This is a genomic window from Aliiglaciecola sp. LCG003, assembly GCF_030316135.1.
Lineage (GTDB): Bacteria > Pseudomonadota > Gammaproteobacteria > Enterobacterales > Alteromonadaceae > Aliiglaciecola.
The window spans coordinates 2,815,286-2,836,437 of the sequence record NZ_CP128185.1; the positions used below are offsets into that span (position 1 = coordinate 2,815,286).

19 protein-coding genes, 1 tRNA gene and 2 pseudogenes are annotated in these 21,152 nt (G+C 43.2%); 5 read left to right on the forward strand and 17 right to left on the reverse strand.

Going from position 1 to position 21,152, the window contains the following annotated elements; translation table 11 throughout:
- Window positions 1-188 precede the first annotated feature (188 nt).
- The 3 genes from QR722_RS12090 to QR722_RS12100 form a co-directional block, all read right to left on the reverse strand.
- Window positions 189-3,590 carry a TM0106 family RecB-like putative nuclease gene (locus tag QR722_RS12090; protein ID WP_286283109.1) on the reverse strand — a complete coding sequence of 1,134 codons (3,402 nt, stop codon included), beginning with the start codon at window positions 3,588-3,590 and terminating at the stop codon, window positions 189-191.
- Window positions 3,587-4,270 carry a hypothetical protein gene (locus QR722_RS12095; protein WP_286283110.1) on the reverse strand — a complete coding sequence of 228 codons (684 nt, stop codon included), beginning with the start codon at window positions 4,268-4,270 and terminating at the stop codon, window positions 3,587-3,589. Before QR722_RS12095 ends, QR722_RS12090 begins: the two co-directional genes overlap by 4 nt.
- 136 nt (window positions 4,271-4,406) lie before the next feature.
- Window positions 4,407-4,655 (reverse strand): hypothetical protein, encoded by a 249-nt coding sequence (locus QR722_RS12100; protein WP_286283111.1) that lies wholly within the window; start codon window positions 4,653-4,655, stop codon window positions 4,407-4,409.
- Between the two features lie 280 nt (window positions 4,656-4,935).
- On the opposite strand from QR722_RS12100, the gene QR722_RS12105 reads away from it, so the two are divergent.
- On the forward strand, window positions 4,936-5,805 hold the full coding sequence (locus QR722_RS12105) for a BrxR family helix-turn-helix transcriptional regulator (protein ID WP_286283112.1): 870 nt from the start codon (window positions 4,936-4,938) through the stop codon (window positions 5,803-5,805).
- A 40-nt stretch (window positions 5,806-5,845) separates the two neighbouring features.
- Window positions 5,846-6,283 (forward strand): DUF3293 domain-containing protein, encoded by a 438-nt coding sequence (locus tag QR722_RS12110; RefSeq protein ID WP_286283113.1) that lies wholly within the window; start codon window positions 5,846-5,848, stop codon window positions 6,281-6,283.
- Window positions 6,284-6,721: 438 nt separating this feature from the next.
- On the opposite strand, the pseudogene QR722_RS12115 reads toward QR722_RS12110, so the two are convergent.
- The 4 genes and pseudogenes from QR722_RS12115 to QR722_RS12130 form a co-directional block, all read right to left on the reverse strand.
- Window positions 6,722-6,949 (reverse strand): annotated as a pseudogene (locus QR722_RS12115) (OST-HTH/LOTUS domain-containing protein); the annotation flags it as partial.
- A gap of 83 nt (window positions 6,950-7,032) precedes the next feature.
- Window positions 7,033-9,270 (reverse strand): xanthine dehydrogenase family protein molybdopterin-binding subunit, encoded by a 2,238-nt coding sequence (locus tag QR722_RS12120; protein ID WP_286283114.1) that lies wholly within the window; start codon window positions 9,268-9,270, stop codon window positions 7,033-7,035.
- On the reverse strand, window positions 9,254-10,282 hold the full coding sequence (locus QR722_RS12125; RefSeq protein WP_286283115.1) for an FAD binding domain-containing protein: 1,029 nt from the start codon (window positions 10,280-10,282) through the stop codon (window positions 9,254-9,256). Before QR722_RS12125 ends, QR722_RS12120 begins: the two co-directional genes overlap by 17 nt.
- Window position 10,283: 1 nt before the next feature.
- Window positions 10,284-10,781: a (2Fe-2S)-binding protein gene (locus tag QR722_RS12130; protein ID WP_286283116.1), complete on the reverse strand. Its 498-nt coding sequence runs from the start codon at window positions 10,779-10,781 to the stop codon at window positions 10,284-10,286.
- Between the two features lie 376 nt (window positions 10,782-11,157).
- Between QR722_RS12130 and QR722_RS12135 the strand changes: the two genes are divergently transcribed.
- Genes QR722_RS12135 through QR722_RS12145 form a run of 3 tightly spaced genes read left to right on the forward strand, consistent with a single transcriptional unit; the run spans window position 11,158 to window position 13,055 of the window.
- Entirely contained in the window at window positions 11,158-11,580 is a 423-nt protein-coding gene (locus QR722_RS12135) for a hypothetical protein (protein WP_286283117.1), read from the forward strand.
- The gene (locus QR722_RS12140; protein WP_286283118.1) at window positions 11,577-12,011 is read left to right on the forward strand and encodes a PIN domain-containing protein; all 435 of its coding nucleotides are present in this window, start codon (window positions 11,577-11,579) and stop codon (window positions 12,009-12,011) included. The genes QR722_RS12135 and QR722_RS12140 overlap by 4 nt, the downstream gene beginning before the upstream one ends.
- Window positions 12,012-12,035: 24 nt before the next feature.
- A complete protein-coding gene (locus QR722_RS12145) occupies window positions 12,036-13,055 on the forward strand; it encodes a CBASS cGAMP-activated phospholipase (RefSeq protein ID WP_286283119.1) in 1,020 nt (339 codons plus the stop codon).
- A gap of 390 nt (window positions 13,056-13,445) precedes the next feature.
- Here the strand turns inward: QR722_RS12145 and QR722_RS12150 are convergent, their stop codons facing one another.
- The 10 genes and pseudogenes from QR722_RS12150 to QR722_RS12195 form a co-directional block, all read right to left on the reverse strand.
- Entirely contained in the window at window positions 13,446-14,135 is a 690-nt protein-coding gene (locus QR722_RS12150; protein WP_286283120.1) for a hypothetical protein, read from the reverse strand.
- 62 nt (window positions 14,136-14,197) lie between these two features.
- Window positions 14,198-14,692, reverse strand: a complete 495-nt coding sequence (locus QR722_RS12155) for a metal-dependent hydrolase (protein WP_286283122.1) — start codon at window positions 14,690-14,692, stop codon at window positions 14,198-14,200.
- Window positions 14,693-14,757: 65 nt separating this feature from the next.
- A complete protein-coding gene (locus QR722_RS12160; protein ID WP_286283124.1) occupies window positions 14,758-15,165 on the reverse strand; it encodes a hypothetical protein in 408 nt (135 codons plus the stop codon).
- A 209-nt stretch (window positions 15,166-15,374) separates the two neighbouring features.
- A complete protein-coding gene (locus QR722_RS12165) occupies window positions 15,375-15,746 on the reverse strand; it encodes a hypothetical protein (RefSeq protein WP_286283126.1) in 372 nt (123 codons plus the stop codon).
- A gap of 47 nt (window positions 15,747-15,793) precedes the next feature.
- Window positions 15,794-16,303 (reverse strand): DUF6265 family protein, encoded by a 510-nt coding sequence (locus QR722_RS12170; protein ID WP_286283128.1) that lies wholly within the window; start codon window positions 16,301-16,303, stop codon window positions 15,794-15,796.
- 114 nt (window positions 16,304-16,417) lie between these two features.
- Window positions 16,418-16,558, reverse strand: a pseudogene (locus tag QR722_RS12175) (YdeI/OmpD-associated family protein); the annotation flags it as partial.
- 123 nt (window positions 16,559-16,681) lie between these two features.
- On the reverse strand, window positions 16,682-17,875 hold the full coding sequence (locus tag QR722_RS12180) for an NHL repeat-containing protein (protein WP_286283129.1): 1,194 nt from the start codon (window positions 17,873-17,875) through the stop codon (window positions 16,682-16,684).
- A gap of 528 nt (window positions 17,876-18,403) precedes the next feature.
- Window positions 18,404-18,493, reverse strand: a tRNA-Ser gene (locus QR722_RS12185).
- A 267-nt stretch (window positions 18,494-18,760) separates the two neighbouring features.
- Window positions 18,761-19,819 carry a quinolinate synthase NadA gene (gene nadA / locus QR722_RS12190; protein ID WP_286283130.1) on the reverse strand — a complete coding sequence of 353 codons (1,059 nt, stop codon included), beginning with the start codon at window positions 19,817-19,819 and terminating at the stop codon, window positions 18,761-18,763.
- A gap of 92 nt (window positions 19,820-19,911) precedes the next feature.
- Window positions 19,912-21,123, reverse strand: coding sequence for an acyltransferase family protein (locus tag QR722_RS12195; protein WP_286283131.1), 1,212 nt, complete (start codon window positions 21,121-21,123; stop codon window positions 19,912-19,914).
- Between the last annotated feature and the right edge of the window lie 29 nt (window positions 21,124-21,152).

Consider the following 21,152-nt stretch of genomic DNA (forward strand, 5'->3'; position numbering starts at 1 on the left):
TAGGATACTGCGCTAGTTATGTGGATGAATTGAATATTTAAGGACTTATTTACCCCTGCGATTTATATCAATATACTCAAATTCTCTAGAATTTCAAAAAAGCAGCGAAGCCAATTTGACTAAACTTCATGTAAAACATTATCGCTGAATTTAATCCTTTCATTTATTCCCTTTTTTAAGTCAAGTGCCTACAAGTCAACCAACTGCTGAAAAAAACTAAAGCGTTTAATATCTTCGATATTGCTTGGTGAGCCTTGTAATAGGGTTTCACTGTAAACCACTATGGCGAGTGCTTGCGCTCTTGAAATCGCGACGTTTAAGCGATTTATGCTTAGCAAAAAATCTGCGCCTCGAGCGGATTCAGCGGCAATACTGGCGGTCATTGAAACAATCACCACTGGCGCTTCTTGGCCTTGAAATAAATCCACTGTGCCTACTCGCGCATCAAATCCCAATGTCTTTTTAAGCTCGTTTACCTGATGATTAAATGGCGCGACCACCAGTATGTCAGAGCCGGTGATTGGCTTTTTATTGCCGTTTTTATCGGTGTGCTCACTTTTGAGTAAATCGTCGACCAATAGGCGTATAAGCGCAACTTCTTCTGCGCTACTCTGTTTGTTACCTGAATGGTCTAGCGGTATTGCGATAATCCCCGCTGACTCGATTAGGCTTGTGTGGTGCTGTTTGGGAAAATGTATGTGTTGTCGATCGCAGTTAGCATCGTTATCCAATCGGCCTTCATAGACCATCTCTGATATGAACTGATTAACCGCGCTGTGCATGCGGTACGAGCGATTCAGAAAAACGCCCTTGTCGATGGGCACTGTGGCATGTTCTTGCAGTTGGTAGTCTAAAATCGACAAACTACTGTCGCCTGGATGGCTGCCTTGTAATGGTTGCGGCAATTGCATTTGGTCGCCCATCACCACAATATTATTGGCATTTTTAGCCATGGCGATGAGGTATGCAACGGATACTTGCCCAGCTTCATCGATAAACAAATAATCAAATGAATGCTCATTTTGCGCAAAACCCCATGCGGTTGCACCATATAGACCAGCGCCTTGAAGGTGAATATTGCCATCTCGCGAATTGAGCTGCTGAATAGGGTAAAGGGAAAACATCTCGTCAGTGTCGTCTTGCTGCACTTTGTACATGGGAATCTGCAGCCCCGCTGCGAGCATAAGCTTCGCAACTGCGCTCATCAGGTTGTTAATCGCCTTGTGACTATTGGAGCTGACCCCGATGGATTTACCCTGTTGCAATAACTCAAGGATTACGTGTGATGCAGTGTAGGTCTTGCCTGTTCCAGGTGGTCCTTGAATGGATAGAAACGAATTATCTAAGCGACATACTGCTTGAGTGATCAATGCCAGTTTGTTGGCGTCTTTGGCACTATCGATTTGCTGCAGTAAACCTTGGGGTAACGCTGGTGATCGTCTTAGTAAAAAATCTTCCAGCGGCTTGGATAATTTCTGCTCGTTAGTAAATCTAATGGCTGCTCCGCGCACTCGGTCCTCAACTGCACCTGGATTAATATATTCATAGGAAATTAGCGTCAGATAATCAGGTAAAGGTGCATTGCGCTTTCCTTTAATCCATACCAGCCCGGCCTTATCATCAACATTTTCAATACCCACCACACCAATATTTCTTTCCAATACAAAGGCTTGTTTAAAACGCCTATTTCTAAACTCTTGGGATGGAATGAATTGATATTCATACACTGGCGCGCCCCTACCGCTTTTGCCCGATGGTTGAGGATCGGTAGCCGTGCGCTCACAACCTACTAGACAGTCAGGATCATCAAATAATTCTTCAAAGCTCATGGCTTTACGCTCGAAAAATCGCCACCAGGTCGGTTTGTTTTCACGTGAGAAAAAATCCACTAAATCGGCCAGTTGATTAGTGATCAGGCTGGTCTGGTGTGATGTACCTTGAGCATCCGCCAATACTCGTAAATTCGTCTCAATTTGTCGAACAGGATCAGGTTCATCTTGGTCAGATTGTTGTGCCGTTGTGCCTGTTGCCACTGGGAAGGGCTCGACATACTCAATCTGATAATTCTTTTGTAGCTCGCGCAGCCATGCTGTGAGCTCTTGAGTGGAGTTACAATCATCAATATTGTAATCACGAATATCGCATAAGACTTTTGAAGTTTGCCAGCTTTGGCCATCGGGAGTTTCTTGCCATTTGGCATACACCACCACCGACTCACCACCAGAGGCCACATCTGTATCGCGCTGCTCTCTAAAAAGCTGCTCTACTTTTTTGATCGAGTAACTCGGGGCCCCTAAAATCATGCCATGTTGAATGACTTTGTATAAATCAACAAATACTCCAGCTCGTAGCATGTCATCGATTTGAGTTTCCATAACGCCATAACGACCCATCAAGCGTTTGCATACACTGATTTCATAATGACCATAATGATATATGTGCATACTAGGGTTTTGCCGCCAGCGCTTATAGGCGAATTCAGCAAAGTCGATAAATGCTGTCTTTTCTTGTTGATGATCATGGGCCCAGCGCTCCCAAAACTGCCGTTTGCCACCAGTGTCGAAGTAACTGCAGCCCCACAAATACTCCAAACCGCCCTCCTCTAATGGAAAGCCTTCTAGGTCAAAAAATAAATCGCCTTGATCATGGGGCGGCAGGATTGCCAAGCCTTTGGGATCATTTTGGTCCATGGGGAGCAATTCAAACGCCAAAGTTGCTGTTGTTTCGGTTTGTTTCTGCAACTTAGCTTGGTGCTTAAGACGCTCACTGATCTCTACCGGCATGCTACCAATGCTTAACTGCTTGTTATTGATTAGTTGTTCGCAGGTGTTGATCCCCGCACGGTTCAACCTTTGAATGTGTAACCTTGTGATATTGGCAATTTTGGATAGGTGATCTTGTTGCTGACGCAATTGTTCAACATAGTCAGTCCAATCACCAAGGTCTTTGTATGCGAAGGGATCGGGCTGATTGCTCGGGTCAAAGCCTGATTGCTGATTTATAAATTCGGTCTTCTTCGCCTGATAATAAGCCCAAAAATCTAAGCTGCTATACTGAACTTTCTCTTGGGTACCCAATACAACCGCGATGTTATCTGGCAGCACTCCTTGTACAGACTTTAGTAAGTCGGCGTAGCAACACAGTTGAATGATAAAATACGCTTTAGGCTGTTTGGCTAGCTTAGTGTCCCATGGTTCATATGAATACGAACCCAGCTTAGATGGCTTATCAACTTTCACTAAAAAATCCGCAAAGCCCTGAAAGCTATCCGCTGCTAAACATGCTTGAAAAATAACATCCGCACCATCTTCCATCGCAGCAATGGTGGCTGCTATTTTTTCATCATTGGACAGACCATCCCCTATAGTTACCAAGCGCTGTGCGCTTTGGACTAAATTACTAAGATAGTTGGCTTCATGTTCAAGGCCTTTATCAGCTAAATAACTTAATAAGGGATCAGGTTTATCTTTTAGCGCTTTGGTCTGCGGCTGTTCTAAACAAAGTCTTTCCATCCAGCTGGCAAATGGAGATTGGACAAAACGAACGAGATCAGAGGGACTAAAAAGAATCGAGCTGTTTTGTTTTCTCACGATGCGTTCCTTGCATTATTTACCATATCGGGCTCTTTGATGGCCATCAAACTGGTGTTTTTACTGTTACACCAGCGCTTTCCTTGCTCGACAACATGGGCAAACTCTTTACCGGTCACGTTAGCATAGTTTTGTTTTGAAAGTAAAAACTCCCCACGAAGTCTGTAAATATCGGCGCAAATCAATATGTATTCATCGATGGCTGGTACCATGGGATGGTCTAACATAAAGTCCGTAAGCATACGGTAGGCCCGCTGGTATTCATTCGATGCCACTCGCTCACTGCCATACACTTTGAAATTGATATTAAACTCTCGGTAAGCCAGAACCGCATACCTGCGCTGTTGCAAAATATCAGAGGCATCATTGAAAAGGTCAAGATAAACATCAAAGGATGCCTGAGGTAGATAGTAAAGCGACTCTTTGGGTGCAAACCATTGTCGCCAAAAAGACTTTCTTGATTGGGTGCCTAACGCAGGCAGCGCGTCCACATCCTTGATAATTTTGCTGCAATGGGTACAACGACTTTCACGCACAATAACATTGCTCAATATCCCGCCATTACCGCCGTCGGAGTAAGTTTGTTGACCAAACATACTTAAACTGCGTAATACACGACGAAGGTAACGAGATTCACAGTGAGGGCAAGCAATAATATCTGGATCCGCAAAACTGGTCATACTCGTCCCCTTTCGTTCAAGGAATTATCGTTGGGTTGGCAAATCGGCTTTGGCAAGACAGCCATGATGAAGTCGGGTTGGCAAATCGGCTTTGGCAAGACAGCCATGATGAAGTCCATTTTCATGTTACGTTCTCCTAGTGCTTATGTGCGATGGTAATGACATGGTCGTCATCTGAGATAACCACAAACACATTGCGCTGAATTTGCATTAACAATCGTTTGAGTTTTTTTGTTAAGGTTTTCTGAGTGTGCTTGTCGAGTTCAAGCACATAGGTGTTGCCCTTCTGTTGGGTTTCCATTCCTAAAGCGTTTAGCAATACAACAAGGTCTGGAGAAATACCGCGCTGCTGACAACGCTTCTGAGCATGTTGAGAGATGGTCATGGTGGCTTCCTCTTGTTTAAACCGTGAAATAATAATATGTCGTCAATTACGACAGGTAAATCACTGTTCGGATAAACATGAGTAGTTTTCAGGCAGGAATGTGCATAAATCCAACAGGGGCGGATTGGCAAACAGGCCAACCCCCTTATTATTAAAGGGATTTACATTTTTAGAAATTTGACACATGTACATTAACCATACATATTTAATAAATTATTTTGCTGTTAATGAAGTTTTGTGTTGTTATTTATCACATTAAATGTAGCTATTGACGACACATATGAAACAAAAATCCCATTGGCCGTTTCGGTATGACTTATTGCAGCGCTATCGATTGATTGAGATAGTGGCGCTGTGGGAAGGTAAATTAAATGCAGGCCATCTTATCGATTACTTTGGGATCGGTAGACAACAAGCCTCGAAAGATATCACTGAATACCGACAAAGCATTGGCCCAGACAACCTTAGTTATAATTCATCCTTGAAAGGGTATGAGCCCACAGAACAATTTAGTCCGAAAGTGACCTTAGGTGACGCAGATGAATACTTACAGCTTATTCATCGCAACAGTGACTTGATGAATACTTTCGAAGACATGACCTTGGGCTTTAATTACACCCATAAAATACCCCTACCCACTTATCGAATACGACCGGAAGTGCTACGCCAGATTGTCAAAGCTTGTCGCAATAAAACCCGGTTAGAAGTTGATTATCGTTCGGTGAATACTCCTGATAAAGATGGTCGCATTATTGTGCCCCACTCTATTGTGCATTCAGGAATGCGCTGGCATGTGCGCGCCTTTTGTGAAAAGAACCAGGATTATCGTGATTTTGTACTCACCCGTTTTTATGGCACCCCTGAGCCTATGGGCACTAGCACACAAACCATTATCCAAGATGAGGCCTGGAACACGCAGGTAAATGTGTGTTTCACCCCAGACCAGCGCCTATCAGCAGAGCAACAAGCCATAGTTGCGAATGATTATGGTATGAGTGACAACCTACTTCTGATAAAAGTCCGTGGTGCGCTGGTGCAGTACTTGATGCAGATGATGCGTATCGACATGAATGTCATTGCTGCCGACCCCAGAGCACAACAAGTGGTGATCCAGAATATGGACGCGGTGAAGCAGTGGTTATTTAGATAGAAAAATTGCTGTCGTGTTTGACTGATAAGGAATAGACAACATGATTGACGAGCACCTTTTGCATGCTTATCGCACCGCGAAATATATGGTTGAATATGCCGGTGAACTACATCGGCTTCATGTGGGCGAAACCTCTGAAGTGGTAAACACAATTCTGCGTTTAAAAAACCTTAAAAGTGCCTATTTTATCACCCCTGAAAACCCTTTTAGTTGTATGCTTTCAGCACAGGAAAACGCACTGCGCCACCAACGATTTTGCGATGAACTAAAAAAGCATAAATACTTTTATTTATCCGGCTACGGCACTGATGAAGCTGAAAGCTGGGCGAAAGAATCTAGCTACTTAATTTTTACCGATGACGAGTCATCGATGCAGGATCTAGCCGCCCGTTTTGGTCAAAATGCTTTTTTGAAAGTCACTGAAGAATTGCCCACACAATTGTTTGTGCTTGATGCGCAGCGATACACCCAAGGTTAACTTGAAAAACGAGAAGTTCACTGCACAGCTAAATATAATAGTCTGGGGTTTTAGTCTACCCTGCTGCTATCTCTAGCAGTTGGCCTTCGATATCGTAGTAGCGAGTATCAAATCTATAACTAAAATGGATGGAACAAGGCAGTAGTATAAATTCACCGCCACAACCAGGGTTAAAACTTAGTGTAGACTAAGGCTGTTCATGGATGGCATCTCGGCTGAGTTATTTAATCCATCGATACCTTCGCAATTTACACTTGCGCAAATGAGGCATTTTCCATCACCACTGCGAGTGCTGATTAATTTTTACAAAAACGCGACCTTTATTGTTTTCACTCGTGTCCAGGACAAGATATTGCGAGTATAAAATATCTTTTTTTAGAATGATTTTGCGGATTAAAAATAGAATTTATTTGAGTTATAGCCCATCACACTGTTCAATTAAGCACTTTTAGCTTTTCGCTTATCTCGAACGTAAGTACCAGAGCCATTCTTTTGTTTAAGTTCAAATAAATCAATTGCGCCAAACAGAGCCCTTAATTTTTTGAAGCCGTAATTTCTTTGAGCGAATGATGCGTGGTTTGAGATATGTTTGCCTATAGTGCCTATATGGGCCCAGCCATCATCGTCTTCAGATGCCTATATCCCTTGGCGCAACAAATTCATCAGCCATTGCTTATTTATCAGATTAGAGAAGCAATGGCCCAGACTATATCGACTTGATGTAAATGAAAACTGCGCCGTTGGGCGAATTAGCTATCTTCAAATGCGGGAAATAGTTTGTCTAGCGTGATGGGAAAAGATCTCACTCGTACCCCAGTGGCATCTGCTACAGCGTTTGCAATCGCCGCCCCCGCACCGGTTATTCCCAGCTCACCAATTCCTTTAGAGCCTAGTTCACAGGCTTTGTAGTCAGGCTCTTCGATGAAGTGTACTTCGACCTCGCCTATGTCTCGGTTGACTGGCAAGTGATACTCGGCAAAGTCACAGTTAATAAAACTGCCATCTCGGGTGTCGGTATATAGCTCTTCTCGAAGGGCGTAACCCGCTCCCCAAACCATGCCACCTTTTAGCTGTGATGCAGCGGTCTTGCTGTTTAGGATGCGTCCGGCAGAAAAGACCCCTAGTTGTTTTATCAGCTTTACTTCTCCGGTGGTTTTGTTCACCTCAACTTTGGCAAAATGTGCACCGTAAGAAAATTGCTCGTAGTCCTCATGCCCTTGGCCTGGCTCTATGTGGGCGGTGGTTTGAATCGTGCCTCCGCCTAACTGCTGTTTTAAACTATCAAGTTGCACCGCTCTAGTTTTATTTACCTCAGAGTCTGGCAAAGTAATAGTCTGTCCTGCCAAGATCACCCGATCCTGCGAAGTAGTGGAGAAGCACAGTCTTTGAATTTTTTCATTCAACTGCTTACAGGCTTTTAACGTTGCGGAACCACAACTAGATGCTCCGAAGGATCCACCTGAGCCACAAGATTCTGGTGAGTGACTGTTACCTAAATCCACCTGAATTCTGTCAGTCGCCAGGCTGAAAAAATCGGATACGATTTGGGTGAGAATGGTGTAGGTACCTGTTCCGACATCCGTCATATCGGTAGATACATTGATATTGCCAGCGGCGCTCAATTCCAATTTTACCGAACAGGGGGTGATCATATTCATACGTATTGCTGACGCGACACCAAAGCCCGTTAACCATTCCTCATCGTTATCTTTGTTACCTTGGTTTCTTGCCTGCCAGCCGAACTTTTGCGCTCCGGTTTGCAGGCAAGCTTTAAGCTGATGGCTGGAAAAAGGCAACCCCGAAATGGGGTGCTTGGTGGGCATGTTAAGCATTCTAAACTCAACGGGATCCATATCGATTTGCTTTGCCAGCTCGTCTATTGCCGACTCGAATGCCAGTGACCCTATGGCATCCCCCGGCGAACGAGTTGAATCTATTGTGGGCATATCAACTTCTTTAACCCGATGGGTACTGGATATTGCGTCAGCTTGATAGGTAGAACGGGCACCGGCGCCGGTTGGCTCGGCGAAGGCATAGCCACGTGCCATTGGCATATAGCTTTTGTGCTCAATGCCACTTAGATGACCGGAATTCATCACACCCAAGCGCATATCTTGATAGGAGTTACCCCGGTGCGGCGCCAAATGAAATACCTGTCGGCGGGTTGCGACAACCTTTACAGGACAGCGCATATGTATAGCGCCTAAACAGGCTAGTATTGTTTCTGCATGAACCCCAAGTTTTGAGCCAAATCCGCCCCCCACATAGGGGCAAATAATTCTGACCTTGCTTTTGTCCATGTTTAACGTGGTTGCGATAGCCTCAACCGCAGTAGCGACAAACTGAATGCTGGTATAGACGGTTAGATTAGTGCCATCATAATTGGCAATACAGGCATGGGGCTCCATCGCAGCAGACACTTGAGATGGGGTTTGGTAAGTTACATTTATGCTTTGATCAGAGCCTGCCAGCGCGCTTGCAATATCACCTGCTGACGCATCTGCATCTAGCCCACCATCTAATTCGTCGGGTGTTTGCTGTGCTTGTTCCGCTTGGGTAAATAGAGTGACTTTGTCGGCACGCACTTTGACCTCAACGAGGCTGGCAGCATATCTTGCTTGTTCTAAGGTATTCGCAATGACCAATGCCACCGGCCATCCAAAATAGCGAATTTTGGTGTCATTTAGCATAGCTCGGCTTTGGGTGAAGCGTCCTTCGTCTTCAGGTTTGCCGAATTGCAATTGAGCCGGTGAATTAGTGTAATTTAGTACCGCGCTCACTCCTTCTGATTGTTCAGCTTTTGATGCATCGATTGACTCAATCTGTCCGCTAGCGACTTTCGATGTGACCACCCAGCCTATCAAGGGTTTTGCATCAAGCTGATGTTCGGCGGCGTAAGTTGCTTGGCCCTGCACTTTGGCCGGTCCATCAGTCCGGTTCATGGCCTGTCCTATGGAGAAAGACGCTTTGCTATTGGTTATGGTCATACAATGCCCCTTCGTAACCCGGATTAGACTGTTGATGTTGGATAACAGTAGTTAATACATGTTTCAAAGTCCGCTTGGTAAGTGAGATCTTAAAATCGTTACGGCCCGCTCCTTTAGCGCCTATGAGATCTGCATCCAAAGCATTTTCAACGTTCTTGGTGGTTGCTTGCTGCCCCTGAAGTTTGGCCATGGTATTGGTTGCAAGCCACGGCTGGGTGCCAACCCCGCCGAATGCGATTTGCACATCTTCTATTTTGTTGTCGATTAATTTTAACGTGCACGCCACGGAAACGAGCGCAAAAGCGTAGGATTGGCGATCTCGTACCTTTTGATAATAATGTGTGCCTCTTGAGCGCTTAGGAATACTGACGTGGGTGATCAATTCATCACTTTTTAGGCAGGTTTCGATATGAGGCGTACTACCAGGCAACCTGTAAAGCTCTCTAACTGGTATCGCTCTTGTTGACCCCGCAGTGTCTATGCTATGAACTTTAGCATCCAATAAGGTCATTGCCACAGCCATATCGGATGGATGAGATGCAATACAATGTTCACTGGCCCCTAGCACAGCATGTATACGATTAAAGCCCTGCAACGCATCACAGCCGCTACCGGGTACACGCTTATTGCAGCGTTTAGAGGTATCGTAGAAGTAATAGCACCGGGTTCGTTGCAGCAAATTACCGGCAGTGCTGGCACGGTTGCGAAGTTGCACTGTTGCCCCGCTAAGTAAAGCCTGAGCCAGCACCGACAAAGCGGGATGTTTGGCTGAAAAATTCGCCAACTCCGTATTGGTCACCATAGCGCCGACACTGATGTCATCATCAGACTCTTCGATTTTATCGCTTGCTTCCCATTGGGACAAATCAATGAGTCTAACCGGCGTCTCGATTTGATGCTTCATCAAGTCAATCAGGTTAGTGCCCCCGGCAAGAAATCGGCTACCTTGGCAATCACCAATTGATGACAATGTTTTGCTATCTGTTAGTTGAATAACTTTAAAGGGTTCCATGTTATTCCTTAGACGTTGTCATTGTCGTTTCAACGGCTGCAATGATATTTGGGTAGGCACCGCAGCGACAAAGATTACCGCTCATCCGCTCCTTAATATCTTCTTTGACATCGTATTGTTTTGAAAACTGCACAATACTTGGCTCACCCTGTGCCATCTCTTTGATCGTTGCCACAGACGAACATATTTGACCCGGCGTACAAAAGCCACACTGAAAAGCATCGTTGTCTATAAACGCCTGTTGCACTTTATGTAAGTCGTCGCCATCAGCAATTCCCTCTATGGTCTTAACGTTCTTACCTTGTAGTTGGAAGGCGAATATTAGACAGGCATTTACCCGCCTACCATCCACAATCACAGTACAAGCTCCGCATTGGCCATGATCACATCCCTTCTTTGTGCCAAAGGAAGCCAGTTCTTGGTGTAAAAAGTCAAGTAGCGTAGTGCGTGGATCGTCGGGCAGCGGGTGATTTACCCCGTTAATTGAAATTGTCGACATAATAACCTCCTTATTTTACATGCTAACCAAATCACTTAGGCAAGCCTCAATCGCCGCATCACAACTCGCAAGCATTTTGGGCAATATAATTTTCAAACGGCTAGTCAATAAATTTAGATCACATGTACTTAAATCGCCATTAATTTGATAGAGCGCTGCCAGATACCGTCTTGCTACTCAAATGAATATAAGAAAAATTAAAACTTTCATGCAGTTAAAGATGTTAGAACAAATATCACGTCCGACGACAAGCATAAATATTCATAGGATCACTTCTGATATAGCTTCAAGATGCACATTATATAGCCACATATATTGACGCGGGCACTTATGTGGCTACAATAGTATTATTGAGACCACAAAAAAGGGGTTTAGGGTGTTAAAAGATATTGGGAGTAGACGATTAATCCCATTCAGCAATGGCATAAACCACTTACGCGAGAAGTTTGGCTCGCTGATCAGTGATCAAGTAATTACCTTATTAGCTGATAAAGGTGTTCTTGTTATGCAGGATAGTGGAGAGTATGCCGTTAAATCTACAACAGTAAGAAGCGCCAAGCTCAAAATGAAAGATGTTGTCGATTCATCTCTTGCTGGAAATATTGAAGCGGTTGGAGGCTTAAAGGGCAAAGAGCCGGTATTCCTATTCTCCTTAGATGAAATAGCTGAGTTGTATTCCAAGGAAGAGCAAGTGTCGCTGGCCGATGTTATGCCCAAGTCGATTCCGCCTCTGGATTTCGATTTTACGATTGAGCACAAAAAAGCGCAGCCAAACCTTAAAGTGGATCTATTTGAATGACAAAATACTTATTGAGCACGGATGCTTTTATTAAGTTTTTCCGCAACGCTGATCACCACTTATTCACCTCCTATCCTGTTAGCCGTTGCTACCTGAGTATCATTACACTTGGTGTGATTGAGGCGACTATTGAAAACAATGTCCACCCTGAGCTGCGAAAAAAAGTGGAGAGTTATTTTTTAAGGGGACTCAAACATTTTGATGACAGAATATTAGATTTTGATGAGCCCGCGAAAGAGCATTATAAGCTATTGTACAACGAGCATGTGTTTATTACAGACGGGACAAACAACCAAGTTGAGGTCCCTGAAGGCTACAAAATGATCATGGCAACTGCCCTGGGCAATAACTGTGAATGGCTGGGTGAAAATATGATTATCGCTAATAAGGACGTTAAAAAAGATTTTGGCTTAGTGATCAACGAAATCTAACGATGAAAAAATATGGCCCCAGAGATGAAACACGGAAAGCTGCTTGATAACCTGGCAGATGATTTAGACAAGACCGACAACAGCTTTAAAGTACTTGCATTGACCGGTGGTGGCTACAGAGGGCTTTTTAGTGGCTACATTGCGACTATGTTGGAAGAAAAAGCCGGCCGGCCGCTCAATCAGTGTTTTGATCTCATTTGCGGCACATCCATCGGCGGGATCATCGCCACCGGCTTGGCCTATGGTATTCCCGCTGCTACTTTGGTGTCTAAACTGCGCGAGCATGGTGAACAAATATTCGCAAAACGCCTTAGACGAAAGCTCAAGAGTTTGTTTACAAGTTCCTATCCTACAGGGCCACTCGAAGCGGCTATAAACTCATCACTGATTCGTGACGGGGAAGAAACCACTTTTTCAGGCGAGCAATTTAATACCTGTAACCAGAACCCATGTAAGCTGATGCTGACCAGCATCGATCACAGTTTGGCTACTCCGACAATATTAGGCAGCAAGGATTTTTCTTATAACCAACCGACTGACGCGACCATCATGGATGCCATGTTATCAACATCGGCAGCACCTACTTTTTTCAAACCTCATGTTGTGAATAAAGGCAGCTATCTAGATGGCGGATTAATCGCCAATGCGCCAGATGCTTTGGCGATAACACGAGCTCTGAAATCTGCAGATATTGGAATTGATGATATTCACATGGTCAGTATTGGCACGGCAAACAGCTCTCCTGCGTCTGCGCCAAAAGCATCATTGAACCCGGGAAGCCTTCAGTGGTTGGCTTTTCATGATTTATTTCAGTTCACACTTCACTGTCAGGAGCAACTTGCGATCATGCAAGCCAGAGATTTGCTTGGGAAACGCTACATTAGGATCAATCCCGTCCCCTCCACTAAACAATCTGATTACATTGCGCTCGATAAAGCCAATCACAACGCCAGCAATGTGTTAGAAACCCTTGCCAGAAGCGCCATTTTAGATCTTTCCCCCACGGATAAGACAATGCTAAGAAGATTAAATATCCATGTTTAAGTATTTAAAATTTTAACGCTTTTTTATATCTGCATTGCCTTGTCGCAGGTTAACCCAGAGGTAAGATTCTCCAGAGTACCTGCTTGAAAGAAAAATTTGAGTTAATGTATTCGGATCAGACTGCGGATTGTGGCAATCACTGCATAACCGTCTGGTGCTTGAACACTCGCGTATCCAAAGTGAAACAAACCCATGTTTGGATTTCTTCCTTGCGCTCAAAAGAGTCGACGAACAACTTTACTGACGCTTGTTTCAGAGGCAATAATATAGTTGGCCACAATAAATCGACACAAGGGCTAGACTAACTAAATTTATATCCTTTAAACGACTACAACCTGGTGCAAAATTCAAGGTGTGCATTACGCCGTTTAATTTCTAGGGCTGAAAAGACTATTTCCATACTCCTTTTTCTTTCTGCTCCTTTAGAACTGCTAGCATTTCTGCTCTAATAACTTGAGGGTCCTTGTTTAAGATCTCATCAGCAACTGGCTGCATCGCCTTTACATCACCGCCTTTCATGGCCTCCATTGCCGTTGTGACTTTAACATGCCGTTTAGCATTACTTGATAGTGACCATTTAGCGGTTGCGGCGGTTAAGTATAAATTCATATCTTCACGATTATCCAAATGCTGAAGTCCTTCTATGATTGAATTCAGATATGAGAAGTCTCCGGTTGCGAAGAAACAAGACCAATTCATGTCATTCTTTGCTGGAGAAGTAGCTGTTGCCGCTAATAACTCAAGTGGTGACTGATTGATTGACTGAGTAAGTATGGATTTAGCAGGCTCCCCTGTGCTCTTGATTTGTTCTTGCCACTTTTCCCTTTCAGATGCCCCATAGTTAGAAAATAGACAACTAAACGACATAAGCAGCGGTGCTTTTGCATTTGGATTGGAGGCAACATCAGAAGAATCGACAAATTTAATCGCATTTTCAATTAGCTCAGGTTGTGGATGCAGATAGTAAGTATGGGTGAAATAGCTAAACTCATTCAAATTAGTAATTTTATCCATATTTCCTGCAGCATATCCAGCTGTAGAAAAACCAAGTATCACAGTTAACACTAGAAATTTTTTCATTTTAAATCCTTTTAATCCATAACGGTTAAATGTTGCAGGTCCAAGGAACTGCATCCTAATTTTTAGCTACTACGTTTCAAGTAACCCACCCCATAAAATATTGCCGCACCCAAGAAGCCGCTATACAAACACAGGGTATGAAGAGTTGAAACTGAGATAAGGCCTAAAAACCCGTTGTTATGCGAAAACGGGGAAAAGGGTTCAACATCCGCGTGTATAATACTATCCAAGATCACATGGCTAAAACAACCCATAAATGCACTTATAAAACTCACTAGCCAAGATATTTCGATAGAAAACGAAAAATCCATTTTCAGAATTTTCAAACCCAATTCCGATAAATACTTACCGGTTAGACCTGAAAATACAGCCAACAACGAAGCCCCTATATAAGTATGGGAAAAACCATGAAGATGACCTTCACCCGTTATTAAAACAACAAGCGGCTGTATATCCATTACGATTTGGGACCAACCGAACACCATTAGGCTAAAACCACCTTGAAGTAGTGATTTGATCAGTATCCCTGGACCCATGTGAAAAGGTGTGAATGGCATAAAATCTACTTAAATAAGCCTATGGCCGAGTACACCGACGAGGCGTTCGGCCGGTTGAGATCGAACTAGCTACCCATTTTAGATAGCACATTTTGTAGATCTTCGGGGAAGTCTAATTCTGAGCCAAAAGCAATTATAGTATTGCATTTGTCTCTCGAGATACCACCATTTGACATAGCTTGCATCATCTTGCGGCCAGCAATATTGACACCAGCTTTTTCAACCTTTACAAACTTGGACGTTTTATCTAAGGATGCGTAATACGCCTCAACTCTGCCAATTATGGATTTAAAAAAAGCGTGAGAGCGTTTTGTTTGGTCATTCAAATCAGGGTATTGCTTACCACACAATCCAACTTCGGCTATAAACGAGTAAACAGCGCCAGATAAATGCAACACTTCACTTTCTTCCAATTGGGACGCAATAGTTGAAAGTGGAATGAGTAAAACTAAGTAAAAAAAGTTAAACTTCATGTCTTCTCCCGCTGACTTGGGTTTGTTAAGTTCGCACTATGTCGCGCCAAATTAAAATTTCCGCTTCTGTTATTGCAGCTGCCATCAGGGTGATTAAATTGCTTTACTAGCGCTCTTGGCGATTTTCGTGAAGACAGTAAATACAAGAACTCAACCATATAGAACCTAAAGGTTAAACGATGCGGGCGCTAAGGACCGTATATTAATTTTTAGTTTTTGATGCTTTCATACGTACCCAGCCAATCCTTGTGTTCTGGGTATTTAAGCATATAAGCCTTAGTCTCAGATACCGAAGCATACTTAAAATATAACCCGAAATAATCGACTAAATAATCTTCTCCATTACCCATTCGCCAAAATATATCTGTCGGATGACGATTAGGGTATTTAATCCAAGGCGGTTTAGGTGGATTATGCTTTAACTCATTATTATAACGAGCCTCAAGCATCTTATCCCGCGAAGCTTTGTGCTCAAGATACTTGTTCCATTGCTCATCTGTTGAATCACTAGGTTTATCACTTGCCATCAAGACCAATGATGTAAAAAACAAATTCATGATGACTGTGCGATATATACTCATATGAAACTAACAGCTTGGTAGTGCCTTGAGCCCTACTCTCAAGCCTTTTACTCAAACCTTTGATAAGTAAACTTCTGTTCAGTTGTGCTGCCATCAGATTCAATCGCTACATATATATTCATCTCTTTATCGTTAATCCTCTCAAGAGTCAGACCGTTAAAATAGACTTTATTTTCTGTGAGTTTGACTAATGGGAAATCAAAAGTTTTATCTTTCTCTTCCCAGCCTTTTAGATCGCTATGAAAATGCTTTAATCTGAATATAAGTGTTCCATTTTCTTCAGATATTGTCTCAATTTCATAAAATTGTACTTCATTTTCAACAACTAGCTTAAATGCTCCCATCATGCTTCCAACAACAGGCGGTGACCATACTTCTTCAATGAGGCCTCCAAATGCTTCTCCCCTCCAATGACCTGAAAGCCATTTCACTGCACTCAAATCAGCTGGGGGTGACTGTTGTTCGCCTTCTAAAAATAGTAGGTTTGGAAATTTCTCAATTGCTAAAGCATCAAAACAAAACATCAGAAAAAAATAGAATGTAATTACTTTTATCATAATATTGCCTCATCAAAACGTAGAAAGAATTGACCATATAGTGCTGCATTAATCCGACTAATGGACCGATGCAAATTGCAGCAGGGTTAATTGAATTATAATGCTGAATTCACCTTATTTCGGCTTTTCTTGGCGATTAAGCATGCTCATGCATTTTGTAAACCGCCGCAGCCTAGTTTCGTTCTTTTTGGCACTTATCAATCCGTGCGCGATAGCATAACGACTGGATTTATTGAGAGTTTCAAAGAACTCTTTAGCATAATAGCTTTCCTAAGTATGACTTGGGGCTATATATTCACTCAACCTCAGCTAGCGAGTTCTCGCCCCATAAAGCTATGAAATTTAAAATATCCGTTGGCTTTACGTATTGGTTATCCCTCACACATACACTACAGTTTTGCTATTGATACCCATTCCAAATTTTTTAAATGTTTCATTACCTTCATTGATTTGAGGTTTGTTCCCTTCAATTTTAGGGATAATATGAACCAATCCCGAAGTTCGTAGTTGTGTACAATAAAGTCCATGCTTAGAATAAAAAACACGATGGGCCCAACTATACTGTGTCGGGAATACAAAACTCACTTCACTTAAAACCTCTAAGGTCTTAGAGTCTAGGGTTACGTCAAATAGCGCGTTAGGTTGATTAAATGTGCTGTCCTTTGTGATATCTGATGACAAAATATATGCACGATAACTTTCCCCATCTGTATGGGGTGCAAAAGTGATATGTAGCAGACCAGCTTTGGCTCCTAACGGCCCTGTAAGTTGTACAAACTCAATATCACAACTTGGTAGAATCCTCCCAAAAGTACCAGTGCCAGCACCCGAACCACCCAACAATACAAACCATGGATTTTCATCCGGACCAATGCACATACCGACTACAGTACTGCCTTGCTCAGATGGGATTTCTAGAAGCTCTGGATTCTGGATTGTTTGCTGACAATATGCACCTTCACTATTTTTACACCTAGCTATCTTACTATTAGAATCTATTGAGGCGTAGACATCGCCAGTTTTCGGGTGTTTCATGACGAAGACTGGAGATTTAGGCACTCTCCAGAGTGAAAACTTATTTGGATTAGCTTTATTTATGCGGCATACATAATAATCACCAGTATCATCACTGGGATCTTTGCACGAAAACCAAAGATCCTCGCCGAATTCTGAGACACAATGTGGACCCTTTCCAGGTTTGGGTACCTGGATGACTGACTGGATTTGAGGAGCAACTGATGCACTTTTTCCAGGTGTAAGGCGAATGAGTTCCGAATCGTTTTGCAGCGTAACCCAGATATCTCCCAGATAAGATGTCGACATAGATACACCATGAAGCCCAGAAGTTTGATTGCCAATCTGATAGCTGAAAGCATTAATCGGACGCCCCATATTATCCAAGTCTATCTGTACTAGAGTACTGCTATCCATTTGAGAAATAACTACCATCTTGCCATCATTAACGACGGCAATTTCATGAGTCATCTTGGCTTTGGGAAGCGGATATTCAAATATTTGTTTTGAATAAGCTTCTAATAAACTACCCGTTTTCGGAGTCACACTTGGCTTCATCTTTATGTCTTTATAATTAAATATCACTTTAATCTGACACATATATTGCCTAGCGATCCTGCGAAACAAAGCAATTCTTATCTGTGCCACCATTACACATGGTTATTTTTCATACACCACTACTTTGCCTTGAACATTGTTTATTTTCAATACTATTAATTAGAGTGTTAGTTGATTTTGTATTCGGCGGCTTTACATTTAGTGAGGCTTACGTGCGAAATGATAATTAGGGCGCCTTCGGCGGTACCAATTGTTCCTGACAATTAGTCGAACCGCGAGGCTTCTCACCCTAACTCACCTTTGTGCGATTCAAATACGCAAAAAAACCGCAACGAGTGCGGGTTTATATAATTTGGCCACAGAGACAGGGATCTACTCAGGCACATCCCTGTGCCCGACCCTTCGGGCGCCTTCGGCGCTACTGATTGTTCCTGACAATTAGTCGAACCGCGAGGCTTCTCACCCTATCGCACCTTTCTGCGATTCAATAACGCAAAAAACCCGCAACAAGTGCGGGTTTTAATTATTTGGCGGAGAGAGAGGGATTCGAACCCTCGTTAGGTTTAACCCTAAACACACTTTCCAGGCGTGCGCCTTCAGCCACTCAGCCACCTCTCCAAATTTTTACGTATTCTATGCCCTATTCGATTCTAAGGTTGTCCTTAAATTCGGCGCAAGGCGTGCGCGTTACTCCAGGCATCCTGCCTTTCACCCTTCGGGTCATGCTTCGCATGCTCTAATTTGTTCCAGACAAATTAGTCAGCCACTCAGCCACCTCTCCAAATTTTTTGCTACAAACCGATGATTTGCGAGCGCCGCGTATAGTAGGTAATAACCTTTCAGTGATCAAGCTGAAAACGCAAAAATATGCGGCTTTCTTAGGGTTTATGAGTTTCCTTTGACCAGAAGCTTATGTTGTGCTGAAAAATCGAGCATTCTGTTTAAGGGGATTAGGGCTTTTCTGCGTAAATCATCGTCCACAAAAATTTCATGCCCTTGACTATCAACCAATGCATCATAAATCGCTTTTAAGCCGTTCATTGCCATCCACGGACAATGAGCACAACTTTTACAGGTTGCGCCGTTCCCGCCTGTTGGCGCTTCTAGAAACTGCTTGTTTGGTGCCAACTGCTGCATCTTGTAAAAAATGCCGCGGTCAGTGGCAACAATAAATTTATTGTGTGGCAGCTCTTGCGAGGCTTTAATCAATTGGCTGGTTGAGCCTACTGCATCTGCCATGTCAACCACGCTAGCCGGAGACTCTGGATGCACTAGAACCGCAGCATCAGGATGAAGATGTTGCATGTCTCGTAGTGCTTTGGCAGAAAACTCGTCGTGCACGATACATTCGCCTTGCCACATCAGCATGTCAGCGCCTGTTTGTTTAGCGATGTACGCGCCTAAATGTCGATCCGGGCCCCAAATAATTTTCTCACCAAGAGAGTCTAAATGCTCAACAATCTCTAGAGCAATACTTGAGGTGACTACCCAATCAGCTCTAGCTTTAACCGCAGCTGAAGTATTGGCATACACCACTACAGTATGATCAGGGTGGGCATCACAAAAGGCACTAAATTCATCGATGGGACAACCCAAATCTAACGAACAAGTGGCATCTAAGGTTGGCATCAAGACGGTTTTTTCTGGGCTAAGAATTTTTGAGGTTTCCCCCATAAACTTCACGCCAGCCACAATCAGTGTTTGCGCACTGCTGTCGCGACCAAACCTGGCCATCTCCAGTGAGTCAGAAATGAATCCACCGGTTTCCTCGGTAAGCTGCTGAATTTCAGCATCGGTGTAATAGTGAGACACCAATACGGCATTTTTCTCGACCAACAGACGTTTAATCTCAGATTTATAAAACGCTTGTTGGCTACCCGATAAAACCACTGGTTTGGCTGGAAACGGATAGTCTATTGAATCAATTCGATTCACCTGCGACATGCTACTTCTCTTTTATACAGGGTGGTTACGTCCGGACATTATACCTCAAGCTAAGATAATTTATAGTTTAGCTTGAGGTATTACATAGCAGATCAGAGACTTTTTGCTAAATTAGGCTGATTATTGGCTTGAGACCCTGATTTTTGAGTCGCTTTTAGTCCGAATAATATTCTGCTTAGCCAAGTACGACGTACCATTTCATACCCGACAATGCAGCCTAAAGTGGTTAACAACAGGATCAATATACATTCTAATCCGCTATTTAAACCAAATGAGCGCAGGTTCCAGGCAATCACTACGATTAGGGTTTGATGTAAAATATACCAAGGCAAAACCGCTTGATTAGCATAAGTCAGCAATTTGCTGGGTTTGTTAAGAAAGTGACCCGCTAAACCCACCACAGCAAAAATCCAGCCCCAGTGATTTGCAGAAAAGGCCACACCATAAAATAACCTCACCAAAAGTGACTGTTCGTAATGCTCTGCTAACCAGACAAAGTATTGGTGCCGATCAAGCACGATAAAAATATAGCCGCAACAAGCGATTAACAGCAGCCAATAGCGTTTACTGATAACAGCTGACCACCAATGGCGATGTTGAGCAAACAGATAACCCACACAAGTCACCAAAAAGTATTTGCTGTGATTGTACCAATCGTCAAATAAACCATGTGTAGAGGGATAGTCAGCGGCTAAATTATACCAAAACGCGATTAAACCACCCATGGCAATTAGCATCATTGCTGGCATCGGGATCTTGGCCAGCAGCGGGCTATTGGCTAGTCGATTCAATGGATGGCGTAACAGTAGGATGATGACGCTATACACCCATACATAGGGCAAAAACCATAAATGATTCCAGGTCAACAATCCGATTTCAGAATGGCGCTGGGGTAATAGCTGAGTGTCAACATCTATATATTCCCGCCAAAAGGACCAATAATCCATTGATATCAAATTCTGATCTTTGAATTCGATATACACCTGCGGCGCCACCACTACAAACATACCGAATATAAGTGGGATCAATATACGTTTTGAGCGCAATAACAACAGTTTTCCAGCCCCATAACGTTGCTGAACTAATGAAAGTGCTACTGCGCTAATGAAGAAGATCAGCGACATGCGCCATGGATTGGTCAATATCATCAGCTCTTGCAACCAAATACTAGTATGCTCACTTTTGATATGCCAACCCCAATCAGCAACATAGTACATACCAATGTGATACAAAATTAACAGTGAAAATGCCAGTACTCTTAACCAGTCCAAATCGTGTCGACGGCCAATATGATTTTGTGTCATGCTATTCCCTTACAGTTTACTTATGCTTG